General features: G+C 54.2%; 29 protein-coding genes. 3 read left to right on the top strand and 26 right to left on the bottom strand.

What is annotated here, in order from left to right:
* Window positions 1-6: 6 nt before the first annotated feature.
* Window positions 7-495: a phage tail protein gene (locus tag GA0061070_RS16540; protein ID WP_090137135.1), complete on the top strand. Its 489-nt coding sequence runs from the start codon at window positions 7-9 to the stop codon at window positions 493-495.
* Window positions 496-649: 154 nt separating this feature from the next.
* On the opposite strand, the gene GA0061070_RS16535 is transcribed toward GA0061070_RS16540, so the two are convergent.
* The 17 genes from GA0061070_RS16535 to GA0061070_RS16455 all read right to left on the bottom strand — a co-directional run bounded on the left by GA0061070_RS16535 (window position 650) and on the right by GA0061070_RS16455 (window position 10,895).
* Window positions 650-1,246: a tail fiber assembly protein gene (locus tag GA0061070_RS16535; RefSeq protein ID WP_090137134.1), complete on the bottom strand. Its 597-nt coding sequence runs from the start codon at window positions 1,244-1,246 to the stop codon at window positions 650-652.
* Window positions 1,246-2,286, bottom strand: a complete 1,041-nt coding sequence (locus tag GA0061070_RS16530; RefSeq protein WP_090137133.1) for a phage tail-collar fiber domain-containing protein — start codon at window positions 2,284-2,286, stop codon at window positions 1,246-1,248. Before GA0061070_RS16530 ends, GA0061070_RS16535 begins: the two co-directional genes overlap by 1 nt.
* Window positions 2,276-2,890 (bottom strand): phage tail protein I, encoded by a 615-nt coding sequence (locus tag GA0061070_RS16525; protein ID WP_090137132.1) that lies wholly within the window; start codon window positions 2,888-2,890, stop codon window positions 2,276-2,278. Before GA0061070_RS16525 ends, GA0061070_RS16530 begins: the two co-directional genes overlap by 11 nt.
* Window positions 2,883-3,779 carry a baseplate assembly protein gene (locus GA0061070_RS16520; protein ID WP_090137131.1) on the bottom strand — a complete coding sequence of 299 codons (897 nt, stop codon included), beginning with the start codon at window positions 3,777-3,779 and terminating at the stop codon, window positions 2,883-2,885. Before GA0061070_RS16520 ends, GA0061070_RS16525 begins: the two co-directional genes overlap by 8 nt.
* On the bottom strand, window positions 3,766-4,134 hold the full coding sequence (locus GA0061070_RS16515; protein ID WP_090137130.1) for a GPW/gp25 family protein: 369 nt from the start codon (window positions 4,132-4,134) through the stop codon (window positions 3,766-3,768). Before GA0061070_RS16515 ends, GA0061070_RS16520 begins: the two co-directional genes overlap by 14 nt.
* Complete coding sequence (locus GA0061070_RS16510; RefSeq protein ID WP_090137129.1) at window positions 4,131-4,712, bottom strand: phage baseplate assembly protein V; 582 nt, start codon at window positions 4,710-4,712, stop codon at window positions 4,131-4,133. Before GA0061070_RS16510 ends, GA0061070_RS16515 begins: the two co-directional genes overlap by 4 nt.
* Window positions 4,709-5,347: a phage virion morphogenesis protein gene (locus tag GA0061070_RS16505; protein ID WP_090137128.1), complete on the bottom strand. Its 639-nt coding sequence runs from the start codon at window positions 5,345-5,347 to the stop codon at window positions 4,709-4,711. Before GA0061070_RS16505 ends, GA0061070_RS16510 begins: the two co-directional genes overlap by 4 nt.
* Complete coding sequence (locus tag GA0061070_RS16500) at window positions 5,340-5,810, bottom strand: phage tail protein (protein WP_090137127.1); 471 nt, start codon at window positions 5,808-5,810, stop codon at window positions 5,340-5,342. The genes GA0061070_RS16505 and GA0061070_RS16500 overlap by 8 nt, the downstream gene beginning before the upstream one ends.
* 84 nt (window positions 5,811-5,894) lie before the next feature.
* Window positions 5,895-6,107, bottom strand: coding sequence for an Rz1-like lysis system protein LysC (lysC, locus tag GA0061070_RS26020; protein WP_074172044.1), 213 nt, complete (start codon window positions 6,105-6,107; stop codon window positions 5,895-5,897).
* The gene (locus GA0061070_RS16490) at window positions 6,004-6,441 is read right to left on the bottom strand and encodes a DUF2570 family protein (RefSeq protein WP_090137126.1); all 438 of its coding nucleotides are present in this window, start codon (window positions 6,439-6,441) and stop codon (window positions 6,004-6,006) included. Before GA0061070_RS16490 ends, lysC begins: the two co-directional genes overlap by 104 nt.
* Window positions 6,438-6,983, bottom strand: coding sequence for a lysozyme (locus GA0061070_RS16485; protein ID WP_090137125.1), 546 nt, complete (start codon window positions 6,981-6,983; stop codon window positions 6,438-6,440). Before GA0061070_RS16485 ends, GA0061070_RS16490 begins: the two co-directional genes overlap by 4 nt.
* Window positions 6,967-7,269 carry a phage tail protein gene (locus GA0061070_RS16480; RefSeq protein ID WP_090137124.1) on the bottom strand — a complete coding sequence of 101 codons (303 nt, stop codon included), beginning with the start codon at window positions 7,267-7,269 and terminating at the stop codon, window positions 6,967-6,969. The genes GA0061070_RS16485 and GA0061070_RS16480 overlap by 17 nt, the downstream gene beginning before the upstream one ends.
* Window positions 7,260-7,460, bottom strand: a complete 201-nt coding sequence (locus tag GA0061070_RS16475) for a tail protein X (RefSeq protein ID WP_090137123.1) — start codon at window positions 7,458-7,460, stop codon at window positions 7,260-7,262. Before GA0061070_RS16475 ends, GA0061070_RS16480 begins: the two co-directional genes overlap by 10 nt.
* The gene (locus tag GA0061070_RS16470; protein ID WP_090137122.1) at window positions 7,460-7,984 is read right to left on the bottom strand and encodes a head completion/stabilization protein; all 525 of its coding nucleotides are present in this window, start codon (window positions 7,982-7,984) and stop codon (window positions 7,460-7,462) included. Before GA0061070_RS16470 ends, GA0061070_RS16475 begins: the two co-directional genes overlap by 1 nt.
* Window positions 7,985-8,082: 98 nt before the next feature.
* Window positions 8,083-8,940: a phage terminase small subunit gene (gpM, locus tag GA0061070_RS16465; RefSeq protein WP_090137121.1), complete on the bottom strand. Its 858-nt coding sequence runs from the start codon at window positions 8,938-8,940 to the stop codon at window positions 8,083-8,085.
* Between the two features lie 45 nt (window positions 8,941-8,985).
* Window positions 8,986-10,035: a phage major capsid protein, P2 family gene (locus tag GA0061070_RS16460; protein ID WP_090137120.1), complete on the bottom strand. Its 1,050-nt coding sequence runs from the start codon at window positions 10,033-10,035 to the stop codon at window positions 8,986-8,988.
* 23 nt (window positions 10,036-10,058) lie between these two features.
* Complete coding sequence (locus GA0061070_RS16455) at window positions 10,059-10,895, bottom strand: GPO family capsid scaffolding protein (protein WP_090137119.1); 837 nt, start codon at window positions 10,893-10,895, stop codon at window positions 10,059-10,061.
* A 159-nt stretch (window positions 10,896-11,054) separates the two neighbouring features.
* On the opposite strand from GA0061070_RS16455, the gene GA0061070_RS16450 reads away from it, so the two are divergent.
* Together GA0061070_RS16450 and GA0061070_RS16445 are read left to right on the top strand one after the other, a co-directional pair.
* The gene (locus tag GA0061070_RS16450) at window positions 11,055-12,785 is read left to right on the top strand and encodes a terminase large subunit domain-containing protein (protein ID WP_090137118.1); all 1,731 of its coding nucleotides are present in this window, start codon (window positions 11,055-11,057) and stop codon (window positions 12,783-12,785) included.
* Window positions 12,785-13,843: a phage portal protein gene (locus GA0061070_RS16445; RefSeq protein ID WP_090137117.1), complete on the top strand. Its 1,059-nt coding sequence runs from the start codon at window positions 12,785-12,787 to the stop codon at window positions 13,841-13,843. The genes GA0061070_RS16450 and GA0061070_RS16445 overlap by 1 nt, the downstream gene beginning before the upstream one ends.
* Before the next feature lie 481 nt (window positions 13,844-14,324).
* Here GA0061070_RS16445 and GA0061070_RS16435 read toward each other — a convergent pair whose 3' ends face one another.
* The 9 genes from GA0061070_RS16435 to GA0061070_RS16395 all read right to left on the bottom strand — a co-directional run bounded on the left by GA0061070_RS16435 (window position 14,325) and on the right by GA0061070_RS16395 (window position 21,780).
* Entirely contained in the window at window positions 14,325-14,546 is a 222-nt protein-coding gene (locus GA0061070_RS16435; RefSeq protein ID WP_090137116.1) for a hypothetical protein, read from the bottom strand.
* Window positions 14,547-14,603: 57 nt separating this feature from the next.
* Window positions 14,604-14,963, bottom strand: a complete 360-nt coding sequence (locus GA0061070_RS16430) for a type II toxin-antitoxin system HicB family antitoxin (RefSeq protein ID WP_090137115.1) — start codon at window positions 14,961-14,963, stop codon at window positions 14,604-14,606.
* On the bottom strand, window positions 14,960-15,235 hold the full coding sequence (locus GA0061070_RS16425; protein ID WP_090137114.1) for a type II toxin-antitoxin system HicA family toxin: 276 nt from the start codon (window positions 15,233-15,235) through the stop codon (window positions 14,960-14,962). Before GA0061070_RS16425 ends, GA0061070_RS16430 begins: the two co-directional genes overlap by 4 nt.
* Window positions 15,236-15,304: 69 nt before the next feature.
* Window positions 15,305-15,544 (bottom strand): hypothetical protein, encoded by a 240-nt coding sequence (locus GA0061070_RS16420; protein WP_090137113.1) that lies wholly within the window; start codon window positions 15,542-15,544, stop codon window positions 15,305-15,307.
* Window positions 15,537-16,241: a DNA adenine methylase gene (locus tag GA0061070_RS16415; protein WP_090137112.1), complete on the bottom strand. Its 705-nt coding sequence runs from the start codon at window positions 16,239-16,241 to the stop codon at window positions 15,537-15,539. Before GA0061070_RS16415 ends, GA0061070_RS16420 begins: the two co-directional genes overlap by 8 nt.
* Before the next feature lie 199 nt (window positions 16,242-16,440).
* Window positions 16,441-18,879, bottom strand: coding sequence for a replication endonuclease (locus tag GA0061070_RS16410; RefSeq protein ID WP_090137111.1), 2,439 nt, complete (start codon window positions 18,877-18,879; stop codon window positions 16,441-16,443).
* Complete coding sequence (locus tag GA0061070_RS16405) at window positions 18,876-19,802, bottom strand: DNA cytosine methyltransferase (RefSeq protein WP_090137110.1); 927 nt, start codon at window positions 19,800-19,802, stop codon at window positions 18,876-18,878. The genes GA0061070_RS16410 and GA0061070_RS16405 overlap by 4 nt, the downstream gene beginning before the upstream one ends.
* Window positions 19,799-20,809: a phosphoadenosine phosphosulfate reductase domain-containing protein gene (locus GA0061070_RS16400; protein WP_090137109.1), complete on the bottom strand. Its 1,011-nt coding sequence runs from the start codon at window positions 20,807-20,809 to the stop codon at window positions 19,799-19,801. The genes GA0061070_RS16405 and GA0061070_RS16400 overlap by 4 nt, the downstream gene beginning before the upstream one ends.
* Complete coding sequence (locus GA0061070_RS16395) at window positions 20,809-21,780, bottom strand: DNA adenine methylase (protein ID WP_090137141.1); 972 nt, start codon at window positions 21,778-21,780, stop codon at window positions 20,809-20,811. Before GA0061070_RS16395 ends, GA0061070_RS16400 begins: the two co-directional genes overlap by 1 nt.
* Between the last annotated feature and the right edge of the window lie 5 nt (window positions 21,781-21,785).

Below are 21,785 nucleotides of genomic sequence, written 5' to 3'. Positions count from 1 at the left end.
AACATTATGATGATGATATACGGGATGTTCGTTTTTGAACTGAGGACGTTGCCTTACCAGCAGCTACGGCATTCGATGAACTGGCGCCATGTCAAAAATGACCGCATCAACCGATCGGCAAAATGGCAGTACATCGGCGCTGGTGAGACGCAGATCAACCTTGACGGGGTGCTTTACCCTGAAATTACGGGCGGCGACGTGTCTCTTACCGTTCTGGCAACGCAGGCATACACCGGGCGTCCGTGGCCTTTAATCAGCGGCGCAGGGCAGATTTACGGGATGTATGTGCTGACCGGGCTACAGGCCACGCATACGGAGTTTGACCGCTACGGGAAGGCGAAAAAAATAGAGTTTTCGATCAGCTTCCAGCGCTGTGATGAAGATTTACGCGAACGCCTGCAAGCCTCGTCCGTTGGCGATCTGCTTTCCGGGCTGAAGGATAAAGCCACATCTGCCTATAACTCTGCCAGTAGCACACTGTCGGGCCTGTTCTGACGGTATCCACATAAAACTAAAGCGGGCATTTGCCCGCTTCATCTTCCGGAACACACCGCCATAACTGACCGTGCTGCAGCACCGTTAAAAATGACAGTACTCGATACATATGGCCAGCACGGTTAGAACCGGCAGTGCGTGCCGGAATGCAAACTTATTCCGGCTTTTCCGGCCAGGTGATATCCGGTGCCTTCGACGTATCCACCGCCTGCACAACTTTGATGTATTTCATCCAGGCGATCAGACTGGCTTTGTCTTCATCACTGATAATGCTTAGCTGTAGTTCAGTCTGCCACAGGCTGATCGTCGCTTGTGCCTCTGCAAGTAACGCAGCTTTCTGTTGCCCCGCTGCCTCCACATCCGCTGCGTGCTGCGCTTTTGTATCCGTCACCCATCCGCTGCCGTTCCATGTATCGTATGGCGTGGCAGGTGCCAGCGTGGTGGTGCCCTCCGGGTAATCACCGGGTGCAGAAATGCTCACCGCCTCACCTGTTTCGGTGCTGTATACCGTTTCACCCCGATGATCGGCTACGTATTCCCAGGCGGTAAAATCTGCTGTCCGGCAAATGGCAAAATCTTCTTTGCTTTCGTCTGGCGCATCGGTGCAAGAATTGGCAGGAATGCCAACACCCACAGCCAGATACTCTAAGGATAAAGATAAATATTCCCGCGTCTCCCCGTCATAGTTAAACACTGTAATTTCACCGGCCACCGTGGCAATAAGTTCACTGTTTAATTTTGCCTGCGTCATTATGCAGCCCTCACTATGTAGTTAAAGACAGTATTGCGCGGCCTGTTCTCTGTTGAAGTCGGTACAACTAATGATGCATCAAATAAGACACCATAATTAGTTACTTGAAACGAAGACTGCGTTACAGGAATAAGAGAATTATTAGTTCCCGAATTATAAGTTGTGAGTGCTCCACCAACCCCGGTAGGAAGGACTACAGTTTGGTTTACTTGTCCTTGCGTATAAGCAACTATTTGCCCTCGAATATTGCGGATTGCATCACCCTGAGCACTTAATAACTGTCGCCCGTTATCCACTCCGCGCCCATCATCCCAGCCACGTAGAAACTCACCACGCAAATCAGGCAAGCTACCGGAAGGATATGCAACAGCAAGCTTTGGGTATTTCGTTTTATCAAAAGTTGCGCCATTACACTTAAGCCAGCCATCAGGGGGAGTTGCCAACGACCACGGCAGGGGAAATCCGACCGGGATATATTTATCAATATCCGTTGTTTTTAGATATTGGGGATGTGGGTCAGTGGCGGCAAGATGCGCGGCCAGCTTCTGATCTACATATGCCTTAACTTCAATAACGGCATCATCGACATATTTGCGGGTTGCCAGCACCACGGACGGATCGATTTTCAGCGTTACCGCCTCGGTACTGCTGACGATCAGGATAACGCGAATAACCTGCACACGCCCGCTGCCTTCCTGCAACTGCGGTTTATAGGTCTCCGCGCAGTTGGCAACTGCAATCATATCGCCGTCTTTATCAAACAGGCCGATTTCACGGATCCACCATCCGCCCACGTCTTCCGGTATGATCTGTTCCGCAATGATCTGATTGGTATTTATCGGGTCGACAGTCAGCATGTTAAGTTGCGCGCGGCGCAGCTCATGCGTCAGCGCGGTTTGTGCCGGGTTCGGTGTCGGCAGCGCACCATTGCCATCACCCACGGCCATCTGGGTGATCTCAACCTTCGCACCCAATGCCGTGGCGTTTGCCAGTTTTGCCGCCCCGATATTGGTTAACAGGGCAAAATATTTAGTCGCCAAATGCTACCTCCACGGTATCAATTAAATGGACTGCCGCGCCGGTGTAATCGCCACCGCCCACGGATATGGTTTCAGGAAAATAAGGGTAAACGGTCAGAGTATCGCCGATATAACACCCGGCCCCGGCTTCGATATAACCCTGCGACTGAAGCGAAAGAGAAAGGCCAGTAAGGTGGCGACTTCTCGGCTTGGCATCGTCAATAAGGCGCTCAAGCTCAAGATAGGTTTCCTCCGTAATCCCCTGTTCCTGAATGCCGATTTCAAGCTTGAATGTTCCCGGCTCTTCACCGCTCTGCCACCACTCGATCACGCGCAGCAGAAAGCCGAACGGTTCAACGACGCGACGCAAAGCGGAAATAGTGCCCTTCTGACGGTGAACCAGCCATGAGGCTTTAATCACCTGCCGCTTGGTCTGTTCTGACCAGTTCTTATCCCAGCGGTCAACTGACAACGCCCAGGCGAGATAAGGCAGAAGATCAGCGGGGCATTCGTCCGGATTCCACAGCTTACGCAGATCAACAGGAATATCGGTAAGCCGTTCCGTCACCTTCTCCGTACTGCGCATAAAACCGCTGGCCGAAGGCGGCAGCATGTTCTTATTCATCAGTGCCCCCGGTTTCTATCGCGAAGGACTCGCACCGCGCTGCCTGCGTATCGGCGATCACAATATCGCTGGCAGGCTCCAGCAGCTCCACCCTCTGCACACCCTGAACATGCAGCGCCGCCATAATGGCTGAGCGGGCAACGTCACGGCCAATCTTGCCCTGCTGATTCAGCCAGGACTGAAGCGCGTCCTGCGCGGCGGTATGGATTGGTTCAGACTCCGGGCCGGGATAGAAATACAGCATCGCATTGATCTGATAATTCACTATCTCTGCTGCCTGAACGGTCAGACGATCGGCAACGGGGCGCTTATCGTCAGCAGACAGCGCTTTATCCACCGTCGCCAGCAGTTCCGCACTGGCAGTGCCGTCACCTTCGGTAGACAGCACAGAGACCACCACCACAGCAGGCGACGGGCTGATCGCTTTGGCGTCCGCCACTTTGCCGCTGGCACTTTTGGCAAAATATTCATATGCGCCGGTTGGCCCCGCCACGCTAAGCCCTTCAAATGCAGCCTGCGCGCGCAAACGCAGTGCGGTATCGCTTTCCGTTACCGCGTCAGTGGTTGCCGTCTCCGGGGTAATGATCAAACGTTCTGTATTCAGGTTGCCCGCGAGATTATCAAGATCTGACGATACGGCATGGCTTAACATGCACGCCGCCGCACCGTCATTAATCCGCTGTCTGAGCATCATTTCACGGTAAGCAACTACCTGGGCGATCACGTTCAGCGGTTCGGATTCCAGCTTCAGCGCGGCGGCAACAGAAGCCTGCTGTTCCTGCGGGAATGCCGCCAGCATAACGGCTTTGACCTCGCTGAGAATGACTTCAAAGTCCAGCATTTGGATAATTTGCGGCTGCGGTAGCTGCGATAAATCAACTGTTGCCATTGCTGCCACTCCTGAGCGTCAACGAACTGCCTGCCGTCTGCATGGTTTCGGTGATAATACCGACCAGTTCAGCGGTGACAGCGCCATCCTTTGAATAACTGATATTGATGCCGTTCAGGGCAATACGCGGCTCCCACATCGTCAGGGCGATCACTGCCGCACTCATACATTGCAGGCGCGTCACTTCGTTCTGTGGTTCATCCAGCAGATCGGGGATCATGCTGCCGTAGTCCCTCCGCATAACCCGGCTTGCCAGCGGCGTGGTCAGTATGTCGCGTACTGAATTCCACAGCTGATCTGTATCGGTAAGCTGGCCCGTGCCGTCCGGGTTCATCCCGGTATAGCGGACTGTCATTTCGGCCCCCCTGTGTTGCTGCTGCCACCCTGCACACCACCATGCACGTGCGAATGAACAGTCACCCCGTTAGACGAAAGCGATCCGCCAGAATGGGTAACATTGCCCTTCATCGTGCCACCCTCCGACAGTTCGAACGTCCGCGCTTTCAGATGGTTGGTGCATTCTACAATTGGTGTTTCAAGCGTGACGCTGGCAGAGGCTTTGATATGTGCTGTCTTCATGCCCTGCGCTTCCAGCGCGCTGGCCTCTGCGTCATAGCGGAAAGAGGCACCGTCTGGTGCTGTCAGCACAATCTCTTTCAGGCTGCTGCCCGGCGCAGGGTGGTCACTGCTGTAGAGACTGCCGATAATGACCGCCGTTTCAGGGTTGCCACCGATACAGCCCAGCCAGACCTGCTCACCCACGGAAGGCGGCACCCAGATACTGAATGCCCCGGCGCGCGTGGTGGTCCAGCGCAGCCAGTCGGTCTGAAGCTCGCCGCTTTGCACGCGCACGCGCCAGCTCTCTTTATCAATGGCGATAACGACGCCGACGCGAAGGATATTTCCCAGCAGGCGGATCAATTCAGCGCTCATCGTGCGGCACTCCTCAGGCTGCTAATCACCTGTGTTGTAATCATCTGCTCATCGGCAGCGGTAAAGCCCAGCAACTCACGCACCGGATATTTAGCAAAAGTACCCGGCCCGACCTGATCGCGCTGGCCGTACTGGTGCACGCGTGCAATGCGCGCGGCCACACCGTCATAACCCACGGAAGTGCCGCCTGCATCAGCACGCATTTTGAGAAAGCGATAGCTGCGCAACCGCTGAAACATCGGCACTTTCTTCGTGGTGCTGCGGCGCACTGAGCGCGTATTGATCTCGATGTAGCGCTCAATATCACTACGGTAAAACGTGCGAATATCATTTCTTTCTTCGTCAAAGCCGGTAATAGTGCGCCCGTATTTTCCCCGGCCACCGTGCCAGTTTTTGAGGCGACGGATCTCACCCTGCCAGACAAATACAATGCCCTGCTGAGAGCGCAGCACCCGGCGACGGCGGGCAGGATATGGCGAACCTTCCGGGTTTTGCTGTGTTTTGATGCGCTGTTGCTGGCTCTTTCGCAGTGCCTGACCAACTGCACGGGCGGTGCGAATACGTCCGGCCTGCGAAGTACTCGCGAGTATGTCGCTGAAGACCTGATCCAGTTCACGAAAGCGATCGTTACTCATGCGCGTCAGCCTCCCACGTCACATCCTCAAAGATGGCGCTCCAGTCGCCGTCCGCTGACGGAATGCGCGGTTTAGGTTCCGGCAAATGCTCCGCGCAGGGAATACCGTTTTCATCCAGAGTGACCTTCACGCGCTCACGCAACGGCATCTCAAAAAGAATGTCGGCGGTATCGTCGTTATTGATAAGGGTCGTAAATTTAATGTCCAGGTTCTTCTCCGGGTTCAGCAGTAGATCGGGCTGGTTGTGCCAGAGCCATGCCATTAATGGCAACGTGAAATCATCAATATCACCGGCAAAATTCATCACAAACAGCACCAGGGTATAGCGGTACATAAACGATGGTGTTTCGCCGGTCGTATCGATATTCCCTTCTTCCACAAAAACGGTGAAGGCTTCAGGGTTGGCCCTGCACCATTTGTTAGCGCGGGTCAGGGTCTCGCGCAGTGAGTCAGCTTTCAGCATGGTGATACCTTCTTAACGCCCGAAACGTTCAATCGCACCCGCGATGATCAACAGATAAATAAGCGTCCAAGTAATCGAATAAGGTCATTGTGTGGCCCTCGCGTGGTCAGTCAGTCTTTTCAGGCGGCGCAGATCGAGATCGGCTATCGCTGCCTTATCGGCGTTGCAGGTATCCAGCGCATCGCGCAGGCGATCACTCCAGATAGCTATCGCGCCCCACGTTACCGGAGCGGTCAGTTCCGGCGCTGGCGTTGCTGCCGTCAGGCTTTCCGGTACCGGCTCGTGCACGATTTTCATTTGTGGCTGCTGCGGTACGGTGTTGCAGGCTGTTACTGACAGAAGCAGGCACAACAGTACTGGCACACGTATCGTCTTTGATGGCATCGCGCATGTTTTCACGTCGCTTTTCTCCCTCTGCGTTTCTTTGCTGTTCGGTTGCCCGCAACTGTGCAAGGACTTCTCGAGCGTCAGCAGTCAGTGCACGCAGCTCATCCAGTACCTCACGATTGCTCTTCACCTCGCGGGAAAGTGCTTCATTGCTGGCGGAGTCTTTACCTCGTTGTTGTGTTTGCCAGAGCAGGCCACCAGAGGCCAGCACCAGCAGTGCGCATAAAATGGCTGTAATCTTCACTTTTCAGCCCCCACGTCACGCAGGCACCATGCCTTAAAATCTGTTCTGCGGTTAATCAGTCCCTGGCTTCGCTTACCACTGCTGTTTACAAAGTCCGTCAGCCGGTTACACATCGCCTGCCACTCATGTGCCTGCGCCTTCTTCCAGATGGTCGTGCGCTGTTTTCTATTCTGACTGTCTGTGAACCACATCAGGCCAGTGCACCCCACATTAAGACCGGCGTCCGTCATTGCCTCAAAGGCGGACTGTGGCATATACCCGCCTTCAAAATTCTGGTTAATACAGTTTTCAGCGTGCCGCATATCGTTAATCCATCGACCGGCGATCTCGCTGTCGCTGTACTCCCGCTTCTCAACGCGCCCCGTCGAACCAATTCCGACCGTCAGCACGCCAGCCGTGCAGTAATAGGGCGTGTTCCGGCAGTCTTCCCAGCCAGCGATCTTCTGCTGGCCTTCAGGCGTTGTGCGCAACGCGCCCGGACTGAGCGTGATACCAAGCGCAACAATGGCCGCAATGGAACATTTTTTAATAAGCTGTTTCATCTTCCGGCTCATTCTGTTGCAGAAGGTCAAGCGCCCGGCGCTCTGACTCACTCATTTGCCTGTGCGCTGCCCGCTCAAGAATCTGATTAATCAATTCGTTGCGGTGCTTCTGCCCCCGTTCGATGCGGGCGCGATAGAGCCAGCCACGGGCACCAAAAACCATCCCTACAAGAAGACCGGCCAGCGCAATCTTTTCACTCAGTGTCATTACGCCGATACTTGTGACCATTGCTGACATGGTGAATGTCAGCCAGTCATTCAGGCGCTGAAAGAAACTTAATCCCATAGCTGCACCATCTCCTGTATTGCTTTGCGCGCGATTTCCGGCAGTTCAATCTCCTGTCCGGCATCAAGAAAAACCTGCTGGCTTAGTCCGGGATTGGCGGATAACACTTTTTCGGTAACGCCCTGCGTGGTGCTGTAGTGACGCCAGCAAAGCAAATCCACCGTATCCCCCTGCAATGCCTTCACTTTCATCAGCAAAGCTCCGCATAGAGTCGCGGCGTGTCGCGAATGTCAGCGATACTCCAGCGGGCATCCCGCCAGAGATCATCCCGTTGCAGGTCAAGCGCGGCGGCGTCTTTGTCGCCTTTCGCCGTGGTATCAACGTCGCGATAGCCTTCGAGTACAAGCGCCCTGGCAATCGAATAGACTGCACGCCGGAAGCGGTACACCTTCACGTTTTCACCGTTGATAACCAGCTTTTCCGTTTCACCTGACGGCAGGACTGAGGGCACATCTTCCAGCATGAGAAAGCCTGCACTGACCTGACCGGCGCGCCAGTCCAGCAACTGCGCTGTAACATGGGCTACCGCTTCAGTGGTGACGTGCATCAGCCTTGACGTGGTGATACCGCCAGTGATACGCGCGGCCAGACGGAGATCGGCCAGTTTGATCACCGGCCAGAAGTCCCCGGCGCTGACGGTGGCATCACCATCATCAACATCGGGCGTATCGCTGTCCGCAGGCAAAACGCGCTTATTTGCCACAAGGCTGCTCATGCACTTATCTCCCATAAATCAGGCGGTGGGCGGGTGGTTAAAAGACCGTATACGGGCAGATATCCACCCGCGCCGCCTGTCGGACGGGGCCGAAGTCGTTAATTCTTTTTCTGGCTGACAGGCTTGCGCTTTGTCGCTTTGTCTGTTGCCGTCTTAGTCGTGGTTTTACGCGTCGTTGCTTTACCTGCTGCGCTGGCGGTGGTGGTCTTTTCAGGAACAGGCTCAGCAGTACCGTCACCTTTGTCGGTGCTGGCCGCGTCACCTTCACCCATGCCACCAACCGCAGACAGCTTCTTAACGTCACGGGCAAGCGTGGCAATCTCTTTTTTTACCCCGGCGTTGGGGTTACGCGTCAGCGCCTCACGGAACAGCGCCAGCGCTTCCGCTTTGGTCGTGATATCAGCCGCACCACGGCGGGCAAGTGCACGGGCCTTGCACAACTTGGCGCGCACCACATCCGGCATATCACTGTCGGCGACAATGTCCGCCACTTCGTCAAGCACGGCGGCACCAGACGATAAATCAGCGTCGGCATCAGCGGCGGCGAGCGTCAACAGTGGTTCGCTCATTTCTTCAGTCAGGAATGTTGCTGCCGTGCGGTTGAAGTTATCCGGCAGTGTCAGCCCGTGGCACACCACATAACGCCCCAGCCTCATCGCAAGCGCATAATCACGACAATCAATCGCCCAGACCATCAGCCGGGTAATGACTTCATCCTGTCGTCCGCTGTCGCCATCGATGGTGCCTTCAATCCATCCCTCATATTCAGGCAGCATGGACTTTTTCATTTCAGCTTTGGTTTCTTCTGACTGCACCCCGCTAAGGCGAGATAAGTCCATACGCAGGCGATGCAGAATTTGCTCATGTGCGGTGCGCTGGATATCGGATTCTTCATCCGCCTGGCCCCGGCGTTCTGCCATGACCTTCTGAAAATGTCGTTGTGCCGGTGTTAACATCGTCACTTCTCCCCGTCATGGCGGGGCAATGCCCCGCCGCTTCTGTTACTCGCCTGCCGGTTCGGCCTGTGCGAACTGAATGCCGTCAATGAACGCAACATTGCCGTAGTCTTCAATGACGAAGTCATCGTTTGAAGACTGATACGTTGCGATGCGGTTGTATTCCGGCTCTTCTTTGATCGTCCGGCGCAGACCGCCGCGCTGGTAGTACACCGACAGATTTTTGAATGGTGTGATCAGCACGCCATTCACCGGGAAGTAAGGCGCGATAAAGGTCGGCATGTTGCCTACACGCTCCTGCGCAACAATCAACTGACCGGCCAGCATTTCGGTATTCGGGTTGGTCTGGCTTAAGGCGTTGATGGCCGAGAAATTGCTGCTCGTCAGCAGGTCACCCGCCAGAATCACCACGTTATCCGGGTTACGCTTGTGCCACTCATCCATCATGCTGTTTTTGGCGTCGTACACCGCAGCGCCAATATTGCCGTAGGTGCCTTTTGCAACAACCTTGTTATCCTCATCGCGCGATGTGATCGTCACATTGGAAATGACGCGGTGCGGTGCTTCCTGACGGATTTTTTCCAGCCAGCCAATGCTACAGTCCTGCAACAGTGGGTTAGCGGCACGGTCAGACGGGTCGCTGTACTTAACGCCGTTAAAGCCGATCATGATGCGGTCAAGCGACATCTGACGCGACATTGCCTTACTAATCAGCGGCTGGAAATCCGGCATATGCGCCCAGGCATCAAGTTGTTCATAACTGATGCCATAGTCGTAGTTGATCTTGCGGCACATGTAGTCGAACGGCTCCATTGAGTGATTTGAGCCAGGGTTGCGACGACTGGTTGTGCTGTTGTTAACACCGGCCATTGGGCCTTTGCTGCCAATCAACACTTTCTGACCAATCTGTTGGGTAACGCCAAAGACATTAATTTTGCTCAGGAAGGAATCATCCTGCTGTGCAGCCTGTTCCATGCGCTGCTGACGTGTCGGATCTACAGCAAATTTTGCAGCAATAGCGGCAGGGGATACGCCGTTTAGCTGTGCTTGCCGGGCGACGTACTGATCAAATAGCTCGCGGGTAGTGTTTTCCATATTCTCTGCTCTCGTTGTGGATATCAGTAATCAGCAAGCTGCGCGTTAGCGCCACCGCTGGCGGGTTCCCGCTGGCTGAAATTGGCGTCTGTGCTTCCCAGCTTGCTGGTCAGCGCGGCAAGATCGGAGGTCAGCTTCTGGATGGCGATCTTGTCCTGTTGGCGCTCCTGCTCGGCTGCACTGAACTGCTCACCAAGATCAACCTGAGACTGTGCCACGGCCTCAACGGCCTGATGTACCTGACTGAAGCGCTGATCGTCGGTTTTCTGGCCTTTTCCGAGGATGCCCATTACGCGGGAGAACCACTCCTTCCCGGAGTCGTTGCGGCTCTGGTTTTCCTGTACCAGTTCGGCCTCAAATGACGGGGTGAACATGGTGACTACCGCATCTTGCGAACTGAAACGCATAATCTCCGCGCGTTTTTCGGCGGTGAATTTCAGTTTGTCAGTACCCAAACTTGCCGGGGTGTCGGTCATTGCCAGCCCCATGAGGTAGGGGCCTTTCGTCAGCGGGAAGTTGGGGTGCATTTCGATACTGGAGTAGACCTTTTTGCCATCAGCAATCAGGTCCTTCATGCGCTGGGTAGGCTCAATCTCTGCGAAAAGGTGAGCCTCTCCAGCCAGTGGGCCTTCGTTGATATCTTCGACGGACAAGGCCGCAACATCCCCCATCGCGCTGAATACACTGTCAGGGAACGGTGATAGATAGTGCTCAATATTGACGCGGGCACCATAGACAGACGGGTCGTACGCTGCCGCCATTTCGTGAAGATGGGCGCGGGTGACATTGCGACCGTCGATAGTTGTGCCGGACGTCATCACCTTGAATTTCTTACGGGCTGGTTTAGCTGCGCTAGCCATGTCGATAATCCTGTTGAGTGGTTTCTGTACGGCCATGATGGCAGAGCGTAACTTGCTGTCTCAACGAGGTTTTGTTGTCGGAGGAGGGCCAGACCATAAAGGGGGCGATAGCGGGATCGCGCGCGGGGTAATCTTCACTCCATAAACGGTGGAGGGCAGATGATACAGGACGCTTTTGTACGTCAGAGGGCAAGACAACTTTACTGGCAGGGCTACCCGCCAGCGGAGATCGCGCGCCTGATGGGGATTAATCAGAACACAGTTTACGCCTGGAAGAAACGCGATGAATGGGATGAAACATCACCTATTCAGCGAGTAACCCAGACTTTTGATGCGCGCCTTATCCAGCTTGGTGAAAAGGACAAGAAAACCGGGGGTGATTACAAGGAGATTGACCTGCTGACCCGGCAACTGAAAAAACTGTCTGATGGACAACCGGCAGGGGCTGGCACGGGCAAAAAGCCGCGCAAACGTAAGCTGAAAAACCACTTCACCGAAGAACAGATCGTTGCGCTGCGGGAGAAAATACTGGATTCCCTGTCGTGGCATCAACGCGGCTGGTATGAGCAACGCCACCACCGAAACCGCATGATACTGAAGTCCCGCCAGATTGGTGCAACCTGGTACTTTGCACGCGAGGCGTTACTTGATGCGCTGCGCGACGATGTGAAATACCCGTACCAGCGCAACCAGATATTTCTGTCCGCATCCCGCCGACAGGCTCACCAGTTCAGGGGATTCATTCAGAAAGCAGCGGAAGAAGTAGACGTTGAGCTTAAGGGCGGCGACAAAATCGTACTGAGTAACGGCGCAGAGCTGCATTTCCTCGGCACGTCCGCTGCAACAGCGCAGTCATATACGGGCAACCTGAAGTTTGACGAATTCTTCTGGGTCAGCAACTTCACCAACCTGCGAAAGGTTGCAGGGGCGATGGCTACGCTGAAGGGACTGACGCGTACCTACTTTTCCACGCCGTCAGGTGAAACCCATGAGGCTTACCCGTTCTGGACGGGCGATCGCTGGAATGAAAAACGCCCGAAGGCACAGCGCAAAGCGTTTGATGTGGGCTGGAAAACGCTGAACAGCGGGCTGTTGTGCCCGGATAAAACCTGGCGTCAGATTGTCACCCTGAAGGATGTGATAGACCACGGCTGGGAGTACACCGATCTTGAAGAGATTCAGGATGAAAACAGCGAGGATGAATTCCGCAACCTGTACATGTGCGAGTTTGTCCGCGATGGCGAATCTGCCTTCAACCTTAACGCCCTGATTGGCTGCGGTGCAGATGGTTATGACGAATGGCCTGACTGGAAACCCTTTACGTCCAGACCGATGGGTAATCGCCCGGTATGGATAGGCTATGACGCCAACGGCAGTAGCGGCAACGGTGACAGCGGTGCAATTTGTGTTGTGGTGCCGCCACTGGTGCCTGGCGGTAAATTCCGCACGGTGGAAACGGAACAGGTGCGCGGCCTTGAGTTTGAAGAGCAGGCGAAAGTTATCGAAAACTTCACCTTCAAATACAACGTGCAGCATGTCGGCATCGACGTGACGGGCGGTAACGGTGAAGCCGTTTACCAGATAGTGAAGAAATTTTTCCCGATGGCGATGCCCTACACCATGTCAATGACGTCAAAGCGTGCCCTTGTGCTGAAAATGCTACAGCTGATCCGCGCTGGACGCTGGGAATATGACCGCAGCGAGCGCGCCCTGATCAACGCATTTAACTCTGTTCGCAAGGTAAAGACGCCTGGCGGATTCATCACCTATGACACTGACCGCTCGCGCGGCGTCAGCCACGGTGATTTAGCCTGGGCGAATATGCTCGCCATTATTAACGAACCGCTGGGCCAGGAGAGTGGCAGCGGCGGGTTTGCTATGGAGTTCTGATGAAGAAGCGCACATACAAAAATAAACACACTGCCAGCAGTGGCAGTGCCGGACAGCCTGATATCTCTGACGCGCTCAAAAGCGATCCGGCGCTCAGCGCCTTCACCTTTGACGGGCCATATTCGGTCACAGACGGCTATGATCTGCTTGATAGCATGTGTTGCGTCGACAATGGCCGGTACTATGAAACGCCAATAGACTGGAAAGGGTTAACCCGTGCGTTTGCACAATCCCCGCTGCATCAGTCGGCGCTTTACTTCAAACGCAATGTGCTGACCGGGTGCTATATTCCTCATCCGTTACTCTCACGACAGGCTTTCTCTGCGTTTGCGCTGGACTGGTTTGTCTTCGGAAATGCCTACCTTGAGCGTCGAACTAATGTCCTTGGCGCTCCGCTCAAACTCCAGCATGTTCTGGCACTGAACACGCGGCGGGGGAGCGATCTTAATACCTACTGGTTTATCCGGCAGTGGAAAGATGAATACGAGTTCAAGGCGGGCGAGATCTGCCACATCATGAACCCGGACATTCATCAGGAAATCTACGGTATGCCTGAATATATGGGTGCGCTACTGTCCGCCAGCCTGTCACATTCCGCCGATAAGTTCCGCAAACTCTATTACGACAACGGCTCCCATGCCGGATGTATTCTCTATGTGGGCGCAGCACAGGTGGATCAGGAAAGCATAAAGGTGGTTCAAAAGACGCTCTCACAGGCCAGAGGGAAAGGCGCATTTAAAAACGTACTGATCCACGCTCCTGGCGGCGGCAAAGACGGTGTGCAACTGATGCCGTTCAGCCAGATATCGGCAAAGGATGAGTTTCTTAACATCAAATCAGCAACGCGCAGCGATTTGCGTGACGCTCACCGCATCCCACCGCAGTTGATGGGCGCAATGCCTGAAGGCAATGGCTCGCTCGGTGATGTTGAGAAGGCCGCGCGCGTCTTTGCCATCAACGAAATGTTGCCCGTAATGGAAGCCATGAAAGGCGTCAATGACTGGCTCGGCCAAGAAGTGATCCGCTTTAATCCCTACGCTCTGCTCAAAGACGAGTAACCCAACACACACGCCGCACATTCTGCGGCGATTCTCCTTCAATAATTTTCAATCCCCGTATAACCGGCCACCACCAGATAACAACTCAGTACGACCTTTAACGCCCCTCACTCAGAACGCATGAGCGCCATTCTGGCAGGCGCAAACTGCAATCGACCCCGCACACATCCAGACGGGAGAAAACGCGCCGAGAAGACGAAAAAGGCCGGAGAATGGCAATTGAAGGCATCACCTCCCGACCCTCCGTCGCGTGGGCTGTTCCCCCGTCACCTGCGCGCGACATTTGCTTCGTTTTTTGTGCATTTGCCGATCCGGGGGCAGACCGCGCCGACACAGGGCGGAAAGGGTATAAATAGCTTCAAAAAAATTGTGCAAATTTGTGCACTATTGTGCAAAACAAAAAAGCGCCATTTAATGACGCTTTCGATAGGATTGGAGGGAATTTCAAAATGTTAAATAATCCGCTCCTGAGACATTTAACTTAACTACCAATTGTCGTTGTATCTGCATGAAAAGTTTTACCATGTGCACTTTCGGAAACGTATTTCAGCGCAAGAGTCATTAGATCGTTGTAGGTATAGTGCTTTTCAGCAACGGCCCCGCTAGTTATGTATGCGTCCTCAATGTTGGCAGCAATGCAAGACAAGGCATCCGATAAAAGAGTCATGTCATAACTATCATAGCGTTTTATTAACATTTTCATTTAAAACCCCTCAATCGGTATAGACAAACATTAAATACTGAGCAGAAATAGCCACCGTTACGCGTGTTTCATGCGCTCGTTTAGCGTCTCAATAATGAAAGTATTAACAGAAGTTTCGTGCTCAGCAGCGGCCTGGTTAAGGCGCTCCCCAAACGATTCCGGGTAGCGTAGCGTGAATGTTTTAACTTTTTCCTGGCGCACGTATGGCTCAATGCCCGCTGCACTGCAATCTTCCAGATATTCACGCAGTGAAATCTCACCTTCGTTTTTCAGCCCCTGGATACTGTCCGATACAAAATCACAATAGCCGGTCAGCCCCAGAAACTTACCGCGAAACGCGCCAAGCTCCGGCACGTAGTTGATAATGGCTGGTTGTCCGGCGATATCAATGGTATTCGGTGTTGATGGTTTGCTCATGGCTTAACTCCTGTGCTTTCAAGCCAGTCGCGCAGGTTAACTACTGCGCCTTTGTCCGTATCTGGTGAAGGGTGGGGACGATGAAAGTTAGCGATGCTGCCATTAAGGATAAACTTACAGCGGGAACCGCGCCCCTCTTTTACTTCCCCTCCCAGCGCCCTGATCAGTGACTCGATATCAGCCCATTTAATGCCCGACTGAACAGGCGTTTTAAATATCTGCTCAAGCGTGCTTTTTTGCTTCTTCCGTAGTGATGAAACCTGCTCTTTCATTCCCTGCCTCACGAAGTCACTTTATGAAGTCATTATTACGCGCATTAATCATGAAGTCAAACTATGAAGTCATTCAGATATTGGCCTCTTATATCCCTGCCCTTTCTCTGCCAGCGCCCTGATCGCCGGACGTGCCAACACCATGTTTTGACAGTGGTGAATAGCTCGGCAAAATTCATCCAGCCCCATTGGATGCTCAACAGGCAATGCAAGGTAGAGATTCCACGCATCACCTAAAAGCTGGGCTACCTTCTGTTCTTCAGCCGTCAGTACACAAGCAGAATCACTAAACACCTGATATTCATCCATGATTACCCCCGTCTACTTCATTTAATGCCACCATGATCGCCAGCCGTTCAGCAGGCGGAAGCGCGGCATATTTCGCGCGCCAGCGCTCAACTTTGCGCTTAATACGGTGCCGATCGTTGTAATCTTTCCCGGCAAATGCGTGGGAATACGCGCGCCCTTCCGGGTAGTTCATCCAGATTTTTTCTGTTCGCACGCCGCCGCGTGTCATGGCCTGAAACTCCTTACTGCGCCAGCCCGCTAACGTTTCGTCATAGAGCCGCGACGGATAGCCAGACAGGATCACGTTGACGTTTTCCGGCAGGCTTATGAGGCAGGCTAACAGGCGCTCATGATCGGCAACCGTATATTCATGACGATAGCGGGCGCGACTGGTGCGCGTTTCTGGCAGATAGGGAGGATCGGAATAAACCAGCACGCGGCCATGTTGAGTAAAGTCTTCTCTTTCCAGAAAACCTACAGCATCACCGTGATAAAGATGCAACCGGGGCGGAGTTTCCCCCATATCAGACCAGCGCTCCCGCGTTAATTTAAAAGCATTTTCATCGACATCAATTCCAATCGTCCTGGCTGCAAGTGGCTTGTGAAACATTACTGCGCCACTGCCCAGGTGCGTTTCAATGTAGGTATCATGCGGGGGCATTTCAGCAATAATCTTTTGATAAACCCCACTCGCCGCTTTACTTCCCAGATAGCTCATTCTCTTTCGTCCTTAGCTGACACCGTCATTTTTAACAACCTGCAGCACTGTTAAAAATGACGGTTCTCGATGTACGGCCAACACTGCCGGAAATGGCGGTATTTGCCGGAATCCGGTACCACACCGTCAAAGCTGACCGTTCCGGCCATCGCGGTATTTGGGTACCACACTGTCAAAGCCAACCATGCCGATCAGCACCCTACTTCCGCCCCGAAAACACAGCCTTCATTCTGTTTACGAGGTCGCCTGTTTTTTTCTTCGCCGCCATCACCTGCGACGGCAATTCATTGCTTTCATGCCTGCTCGATACAAGCCCTTTATCTGTCATGGTTACCGTCAGCCCAGAACCGGCGCGGCTTCTGGATACCAGCCGCCCGTCCTGCACGGTCATAACGAGATCACCGCACGCCACTGACGCACCGGCCATCATCGATCTGACCATTCCGGCGCTGGCCTCAATCCCGCGCAGCGCCAGCAATTCACTGATCTGCTGCTCTTTCACGGATAGCCCGGCCCCCTCTTCCTGTTGCGGAGGCCGTTTTTTACGCTTACTCCGAACGTCTTCACTAAGCCGCTGCGCCAGTTCTCGCTTTTCCTGCCGTGAAAGCGCATCAAAATTCACCGTCACGCCCTCAGCTGGCACAGTCATTTCCGACTGTCCTGCAGCTTCGCGGGCGGCATGTTCAACACCGTCAGCACCTGCCGCGGGATCCCGCGTACAGTTATTGACAGAACTCCGAGGGGCGGCGTTGCCGCCTGAAAAACCAACGTCAACGGCCACACCGTCAGCGCTCTGGCGCTTCGGCACGATTTTGTATTGAGTGGTGCGGGTGAAGATCAAAGAGTCATTGCCCGTAATCGGGCAATAGATACCGGTTATTCGCTGGACGTCATCGCCGTAGGCGTTGCCGTTTTCGGTGGTTTCATAGTTCAGGCGAATGCGCAGATTATCGCGCTCTACCAAAGGGCCACCCTGGGCTAATACATAGTTATCCCACTCGCCTGCGTCAGCGGCCTGCCGCGCGGTTTCCAGTTCAGGGTGTAACACCAGTTCACGATTGCCCACGCGGCGAAGTTCGCGATATACCGTGACCGGCGCGCCGCCGATCTGCTGAAACTGGCGAATTGACCAGCGCGACGCCCACGCGCTAACGCGGAGTGACATTTCTTTCAGGTCTTCCCCGGTTTCGTCGTCCTTCTCACCATCCAGCGCGAAGCCGTCGATATTCTTCGAAATGTATTTCGCTATGTAGCCGGTTGCGCTGCCTAAAGCGTCCTCAATCGGTTTAAATTCAAGGCGGTGCTCCCACGCTCCCGGCTCGTTGCCGTCTTCTCTCAGGGCATATTTACGGAAGATATCGCGCGCCTGTTCGACCTTTTCCGGGCGCATGAAAAGAAGCAAGTGCCAGTGCGGCGTTGCATCGTGGTGAGGTTCAACAACACGAAATCCGAAAACACGGATCCCTTTTCTCTTCCATGCGGCGCGGGTTCTCGCCCAGACTTTGCAAAGATATTGCTGTGTCTCACGCGGCGACGCGCCACAGTATTTGTTATTACGGCGCCCGTTATGCTGCATAGCGTGATAGCGGGAAGGCGCTGTCAGCGTGTAGAAGTCACCGGCCAGCCCTTCCAGCTTCGCCAGATCTTCAAATCCGCGCATTCTCGTCATGAGTTCGCGGCGACGGTTGGCCGGATTGGCAACACTACCGGCGACTTTATCGATCAGTGAAATGCGTTCGCCCGTGTCCTGGTCTTCCAGTTCCATAGCCTTAAGGTATTCGCGGTTAGCCTTTTTCTGGGCCAGCCATTCCGTAAGGCACGGGGCGCTACTGTATGGGGAAGATTTTTTCTGGACGTATCCCGCTGCGATCATCAAATGCTCACGCCACCTAGCATGGATACGGCGCAGGCGGTTTAACCACCACTGCGGTGACTCAAGACGAAGAACCGCGCGTAACGCGTCCTCCGCTTCCAGTTCTTCATTGCAATACGCCGTCCAGCCGGGGATCGGCGTTTTCAGATGCACCGCCAGCGACGCAATACGGCCATAGCCAGAAAGCGCCGCGAACTCAGGATCGCCGGTGCGTGCCAATTGGTGATCGGACTCGCGTATAAACTCGCTCGTAAAGATATCGGCAAGCGTATAAGCCAGTCTTTTTAACTCTTTCTTCCCTGCCCAGAGCATACGGAAAAGCTGATCGCGGATTGGCAGCAGAATGCCGGGCATCACAGTGTCAGGCTGGTAAACACTGTTCACGCTATCAATACGCGTTAATACGTGGCGCTCAAAGGTATTAACCAGCCAGTGATCTGCCGCTTTGCGGTCTTTCGCGTCCAGTGCATCCAGCTTCGCGGCAAAGTGGCGGCGGATATACTGCGGAAGGGAAGCCAGACGGCGACGCAGCAGCTTGCTGCGCTCCGGCTTTTCGTCTTCCGCTACAAGTTCACTGAACGCAATATGCTTACGCGTGCCGTCCGGCGTGAGATAGTCGAAACCATCCAGCCCCGGCGCTACATCAACGCCAATCGGCTGGTATGGTTTGTTCCCGCCATAAGCGTAAGGGATAGCATTGTCAGTGCTACCCGGATACGGTGGAGGTGGAGAAGGGGCGCGACGGCCACGGGTTGCCGTGGTCATTGCGCGATCTCCATGTAGGCTTTTAAGAAGGTTGCTGCTGCATAGATATTTACGGCGTTTCCGCTGGCGCGTAGTTTTCCCACTCTGGAGGGAACCCCATTAACCAGAGGCTTAAGGCCGGGTTTAACTGGCCTCCACTTTCCATCTCTGCAAAAGAGCCAGTCAGCAGATCCCCAGAATCCGTTAACCGGGCCGGGCCTGCTATCTGCGCTGTCACATCCAGCGTATCTGTTGACAGCTTCCCGTGCCGCATCCTTCCCCCCTGATACCCGCCCTTTCCATCCCTCGCCGCAGGGGTGGGCCAGCCCGCAAGACAAGCAAAGTCCTGTAAGTTCGACTGCCGACCAGCCAGCTTCCTGGCGATCACCTTCTCGGCATCCTGATAAGCGTTCTTCGTATTGCTCGCGGTTGGAGTCGGCCAGCCAGTAAGTACGCTCCCGGATGTGCGGCGCACCGACGCCCGCAGACGGAAACGCCGACGCCCCGAAGGCATAGCCCAGACTTTCCATGTCAGTTTGTACAAGGTCGATCCAGACTTCTGCATCTTTGCTTGAAGACTGTTCGCCAAATATAACGACAGGGCGTTGCTGGCCTGCAAGCCAATGAACGGCGGGCCATAGGTGCCGCTCATCATCAAATTGTTTTCCTTCGCCTGCCTGGCTGAAAGGTTGGCATGGGCAACTTGCTGTCCATACTGGGCGGTCGTCCGGCCATCCTGCGACGCGCAAAGCACGGGGCCAGCCTCCAAAACCTGCAAACAGGTGGACTTGAGAGAATCCTTTAAGGTCATTTGGGGTAACATCCTCAACGGAACGAGTATCGACAACACCGGAAGCGATAAGCCCGGCATCAATGAGGTTGCGCAGGTATTGCGCAGCGAAGGGATCAATCTCGTTGTAGTAAGCAACAGGGTGGTTATTCATTCGCACACCCCGGCATAAACGCTGCTGCACACCGATTTATCGTTTGACTCTGCCAACAGATCGAATTGCGCCCCGCCCCGTGTCGTCATTGCCCAATCGCGGTAGGACTCAATGCCGTATGCATCAACGGTGATAACGTCGATCCGCTTTTCCGCTCTACGCGGGTCATGAGTTGAAGGGAAAAAAGTAGAATTTCCACGGCGGGAACACGCCGCGACAAGGCGTTCCCACTCTGCAACACGCTTTATTTCTTCCGGCCAACGGCTAAATATTTCTGCCAGTTCAGACTTGCGGGCATGGATACAAGGCATGCACCCGACACGGCTGCAACCTTGCTCATAGAGTGGGTTTGGTTTGATACCGTGGCGTTTAGCCAGGGCAAACACATCTTCATGTAACCAGTTAAGAATTGGGCGGTAGACGTGGAGACCAGGCGTGTTATCTGCGTCTTCCTCCCAGGCGGGTAAACCGGCCCGTGCTGGTGACTCTTGCGCGCGAACACCCTGCCAGCTAATTACCTCGTCGAACTCATCCAGCGCTGGCAAAACCACCTGGGTTCGTACCGGTTCATGTTTCAGGTCAAATGTGCAGAAACGCGCCTTAGTGCTCGGGAAACGCCCTTTCCACATGCAGAGATCAAGGAATGGATTGCCTGTTGGTTTTAAAACTTCCAGTGCATGGTGAATACGTTCCGCCGCCTCTTCGGGCGACATTCCGCACTCTTCAACCAGAGAGATAGGCCACTTTTCTGCAATGAACCTACGCTTCCCCTCTATCTGACGAGAAAAATCAGCTTTAACACGAACTATTTTTCCCAGCCTGGATTCCAGATAGTCTAGGTATTCCATTGTTTGGGGGTGCTCATGGCCGGTATCAGCAAAAACAGTCGTATAAGACACACCGCTTTCAATGGCTAAAAGCCATTGCGCAAGGCTGTCTTTCCCTCCAGAAACAGAAACGATATTTATCGTATCCGTACCACTGCAACGGGGATCTATGATCGACATTAGAAAACCTCCCCATCATCAAACGCGCTCGCCGCAACCATCGCGTTGTAAGTCGCATCACCCATCACGGCGCCACAATCAGGGCAACCGCCGCCGTAACGCCCGCAGCAATCGCAGACAGGCAGCACGCCAATCACTTCTTTGGCCTTCTGGCGGTTGTCTTTGTCGGTGCTGACGGAACGTTGCACGCTGATTTCGTGCATCTTGAATGGCTGATAAATCGCGCGGGTGGCTTCGGTGTCGCTGTTGGAAATGACGACCTTCACGCCATGCTTACGGTTAACTTCCAGCAGTGCCTGGACTAACTGGCGGTGGTTATCTTCCGTGAATGGTTCGGTGTGGTATTGGGTAAAATCGGCTGTTTTGCTTTCAGGCAGGTAAGGCGGATCGCAGTAAACAAGAACATCGCCACCCGTGACGACCTGTAGAGAACGCTGGAACGGCGCGCAAAGAAATATTGCCTTTGTATCGTTGGCCTTTTCGGCAAACTGGCGGATTTCATTTTCAGGAAAGTAGACGCTCTTATACTTGCCAAACGGCACGTTAAAGCCGGTCTTACGGCTGTAGCGGCATAAGCCGTTATAACCGTGGCGATTCAGATACAGGAATTGAGCAGCGCGCATAATGCACGCCATTTCAGCGCCATAACGCAACCCACCGCTTTTTACCGTACCCACCTGCTTATTGAACGCGGCGCGGACTTCGTTGTACCCCTGCGGGCTGTTCTTGCTGTTGAATAGTTCGCGGGCAGCATCGATCACTAAGTCCGGGTAACGGGTGACTTCCCGATACAGGTTAATAAGATCCGGGTTGATATCAGCCAGCACATAGCGGCGGTATTCAGTCGCCAGAAATACCGATGCGCCGCCTACGAACGGTTCGATCAGGCAGTCGGCTTTAGGAAGATGCGGCAGCAGGTCAGGGAGGACACGGGTTTTACCCCCTGCCCATTTGATGAACGGGCGAATAATAGGGC

This window comes from Kosakonia oryziphila (genome assembly GCF_900094795.1).
GTDB classification, from domain to species: domain Bacteria; phylum Pseudomonadota; class Gammaproteobacteria; order Enterobacterales; family Enterobacteriaceae; genus Kosakonia; species Kosakonia oryziphila.
This window is presented reverse-complemented; position numbering and strand designations above follow the sequence as displayed.

Coding starts and splice junctions, on each gene's coding strand:
- GA0061070_RS16430 (WP_090137115.1), bottom strand. CDS start 14,963: ATGAGCAAACCATCAACACCGAATACCATTGATATCGCCGGACAACCA.
- GA0061070_RS16485 (WP_090137125.1), bottom strand. CDS start 6,983: ATGAAACAGCTTATTAAAAAATGTTCCATTGCGGCCATTGTTGCGCTT.
- GA0061070_RS16535 (WP_090137134.1), bottom strand. CDS start 1,246: ATGACGCAGGCAAAATTAAACAGTGAACTTATTGCCACGGTGGCCGGT.
- GA0061070_RS16400 (WP_090137109.1), bottom strand. CDS start 20,809: ATGTCGATCATAGATCCCCGTTGCAGTGGTACGGATACGATAAATATC.
- GA0061070_RS16455 (WP_090137119.1), bottom strand. CDS start 10,895: ATGGCTAGCGCAGCTAAACCAGCCCGTAAGAAATTCAAGGTGATGACG.
- GA0061070_RS16425 (WP_090137114.1), bottom strand. CDS start 15,235: ATGAAAGAGCAGGTTTCATCACTACGGAAGAAGCAAAAAAGCACGCTT.
- GA0061070_RS16410 (WP_090137111.1), bottom strand. CDS start 18,879: ATGACCACGGCAACCCGTGGCCGTCGCGCCCCTTCTCCACCTCCACCG.
- GA0061070_RS16415 (WP_090137112.1), bottom strand. CDS start 16,241: ATGAGCTATCTGGGAAGTAAAGCGGCGAGTGGGGTTTATCAAAAGATT.
- GA0061070_RS16445 (WP_090137117.1), top strand. CDS start 12,785: ATGAAGAAGCGCACATACAAAAATAAACACACTGCCAGCAGTGGCAGT.
- GA0061070_RS16405 (WP_090137110.1), bottom strand. CDS start 19,802: ATGAATAACCACCCTGTTGCTTACTACAACGAGATTGATCCCTTCGCT.
- GA0061070_RS16450 (WP_090137118.1), top strand. CDS start 11,055: ATGATACAGGACGCTTTTGTACGTCAGAGGGCAAGACAACTTTACTGG.
- GA0061070_RS16420 (WP_090137113.1), bottom strand. CDS start 15,544: ATGGATGAATATCAGGTGTTTAGTGATTCTGCTTGTGTACTGACGGCT.
- GA0061070_RS16470 (WP_090137122.1), bottom strand. CDS start 7,984: ATGAGCAGCCTTGTGGCAAATAAGCGCGTTTTGCCTGCGGACAGCGAT.
- GA0061070_RS16520 (WP_090137131.1), bottom strand. CDS start 3,779: ATGGCAACAGTTGATTTATCGCAGCTACCGCAGCCGCAAATTATCCAA.
- GA0061070_RS16475 (WP_090137123.1), bottom strand. CDS start 7,460: ATGAAAGTGAAGGCATTGCAGGGGGATACGGTGGATTTGCTTTGCTGG.
- GA0061070_RS16480 (WP_090137124.1), bottom strand. CDS start 7,269: ATGGGATTAAGTTTCTTTCAGCGCCTGAATGACTGGCTGACATTCACC.
- GA0061070_RS16435 (WP_090137116.1), bottom strand. CDS start 14,546: ATGAAAATGTTAATAAAACGCTATGATAGTTATGACATGACTCTTTTA.
- GA0061070_RS16525 (WP_090137132.1), bottom strand. CDS start 2,890: ATGAATAAGAACATGCTGCCGCCTTCGGCCAGCGGTTTTATGCGCAGT.
- GA0061070_RS16510 (WP_090137129.1), bottom strand. CDS start 4,712: ATGAGCGCTGAATTGATCCGCCTGCTGGGAAATATCCTTCGCGTCGGC.
- GA0061070_RS16505 (WP_090137128.1), bottom strand. CDS start 5,347: ATGAGTAACGATCGCTTTCGTGAACTGGATCAGGTCTTCAGCGACATA.
- lysC (WP_074172044.1), bottom strand. CDS start 6,107: ATGAAAATCGTGCACGAGCCGGTACCGGAAAGCCTGACGGCAGCAACG.
- GA0061070_RS16540 (WP_090137135.1), top strand. CDS start 7: ATGATGATGATATACGGGATGTTCGTTTTTGAACTGAGGACGTTGCCT.
- GA0061070_RS16460 (WP_090137120.1), bottom strand. CDS start 10,035: ATGGAAAACACTACCCGCGAGCTATTTGATCAGTACGTCGCCCGGCAA.
- GA0061070_RS16500 (WP_090137127.1), bottom strand. CDS start 5,810: ATGCTGAAAGCTGACTCACTGCGCGAGACCCTGACCCGCGCTAACAAA.
- gpM (WP_090137121.1), bottom strand. CDS start 8,940: ATGTTAACACCGGCACAACGACATTTTCAGAAGGTCATGGCAGAACGC.
- GA0061070_RS16515 (WP_090137130.1), bottom strand. CDS start 4,134: ATGACAGTCCGCTATACCGGGATGAACCCGGACGGCACGGGCCAGCTT.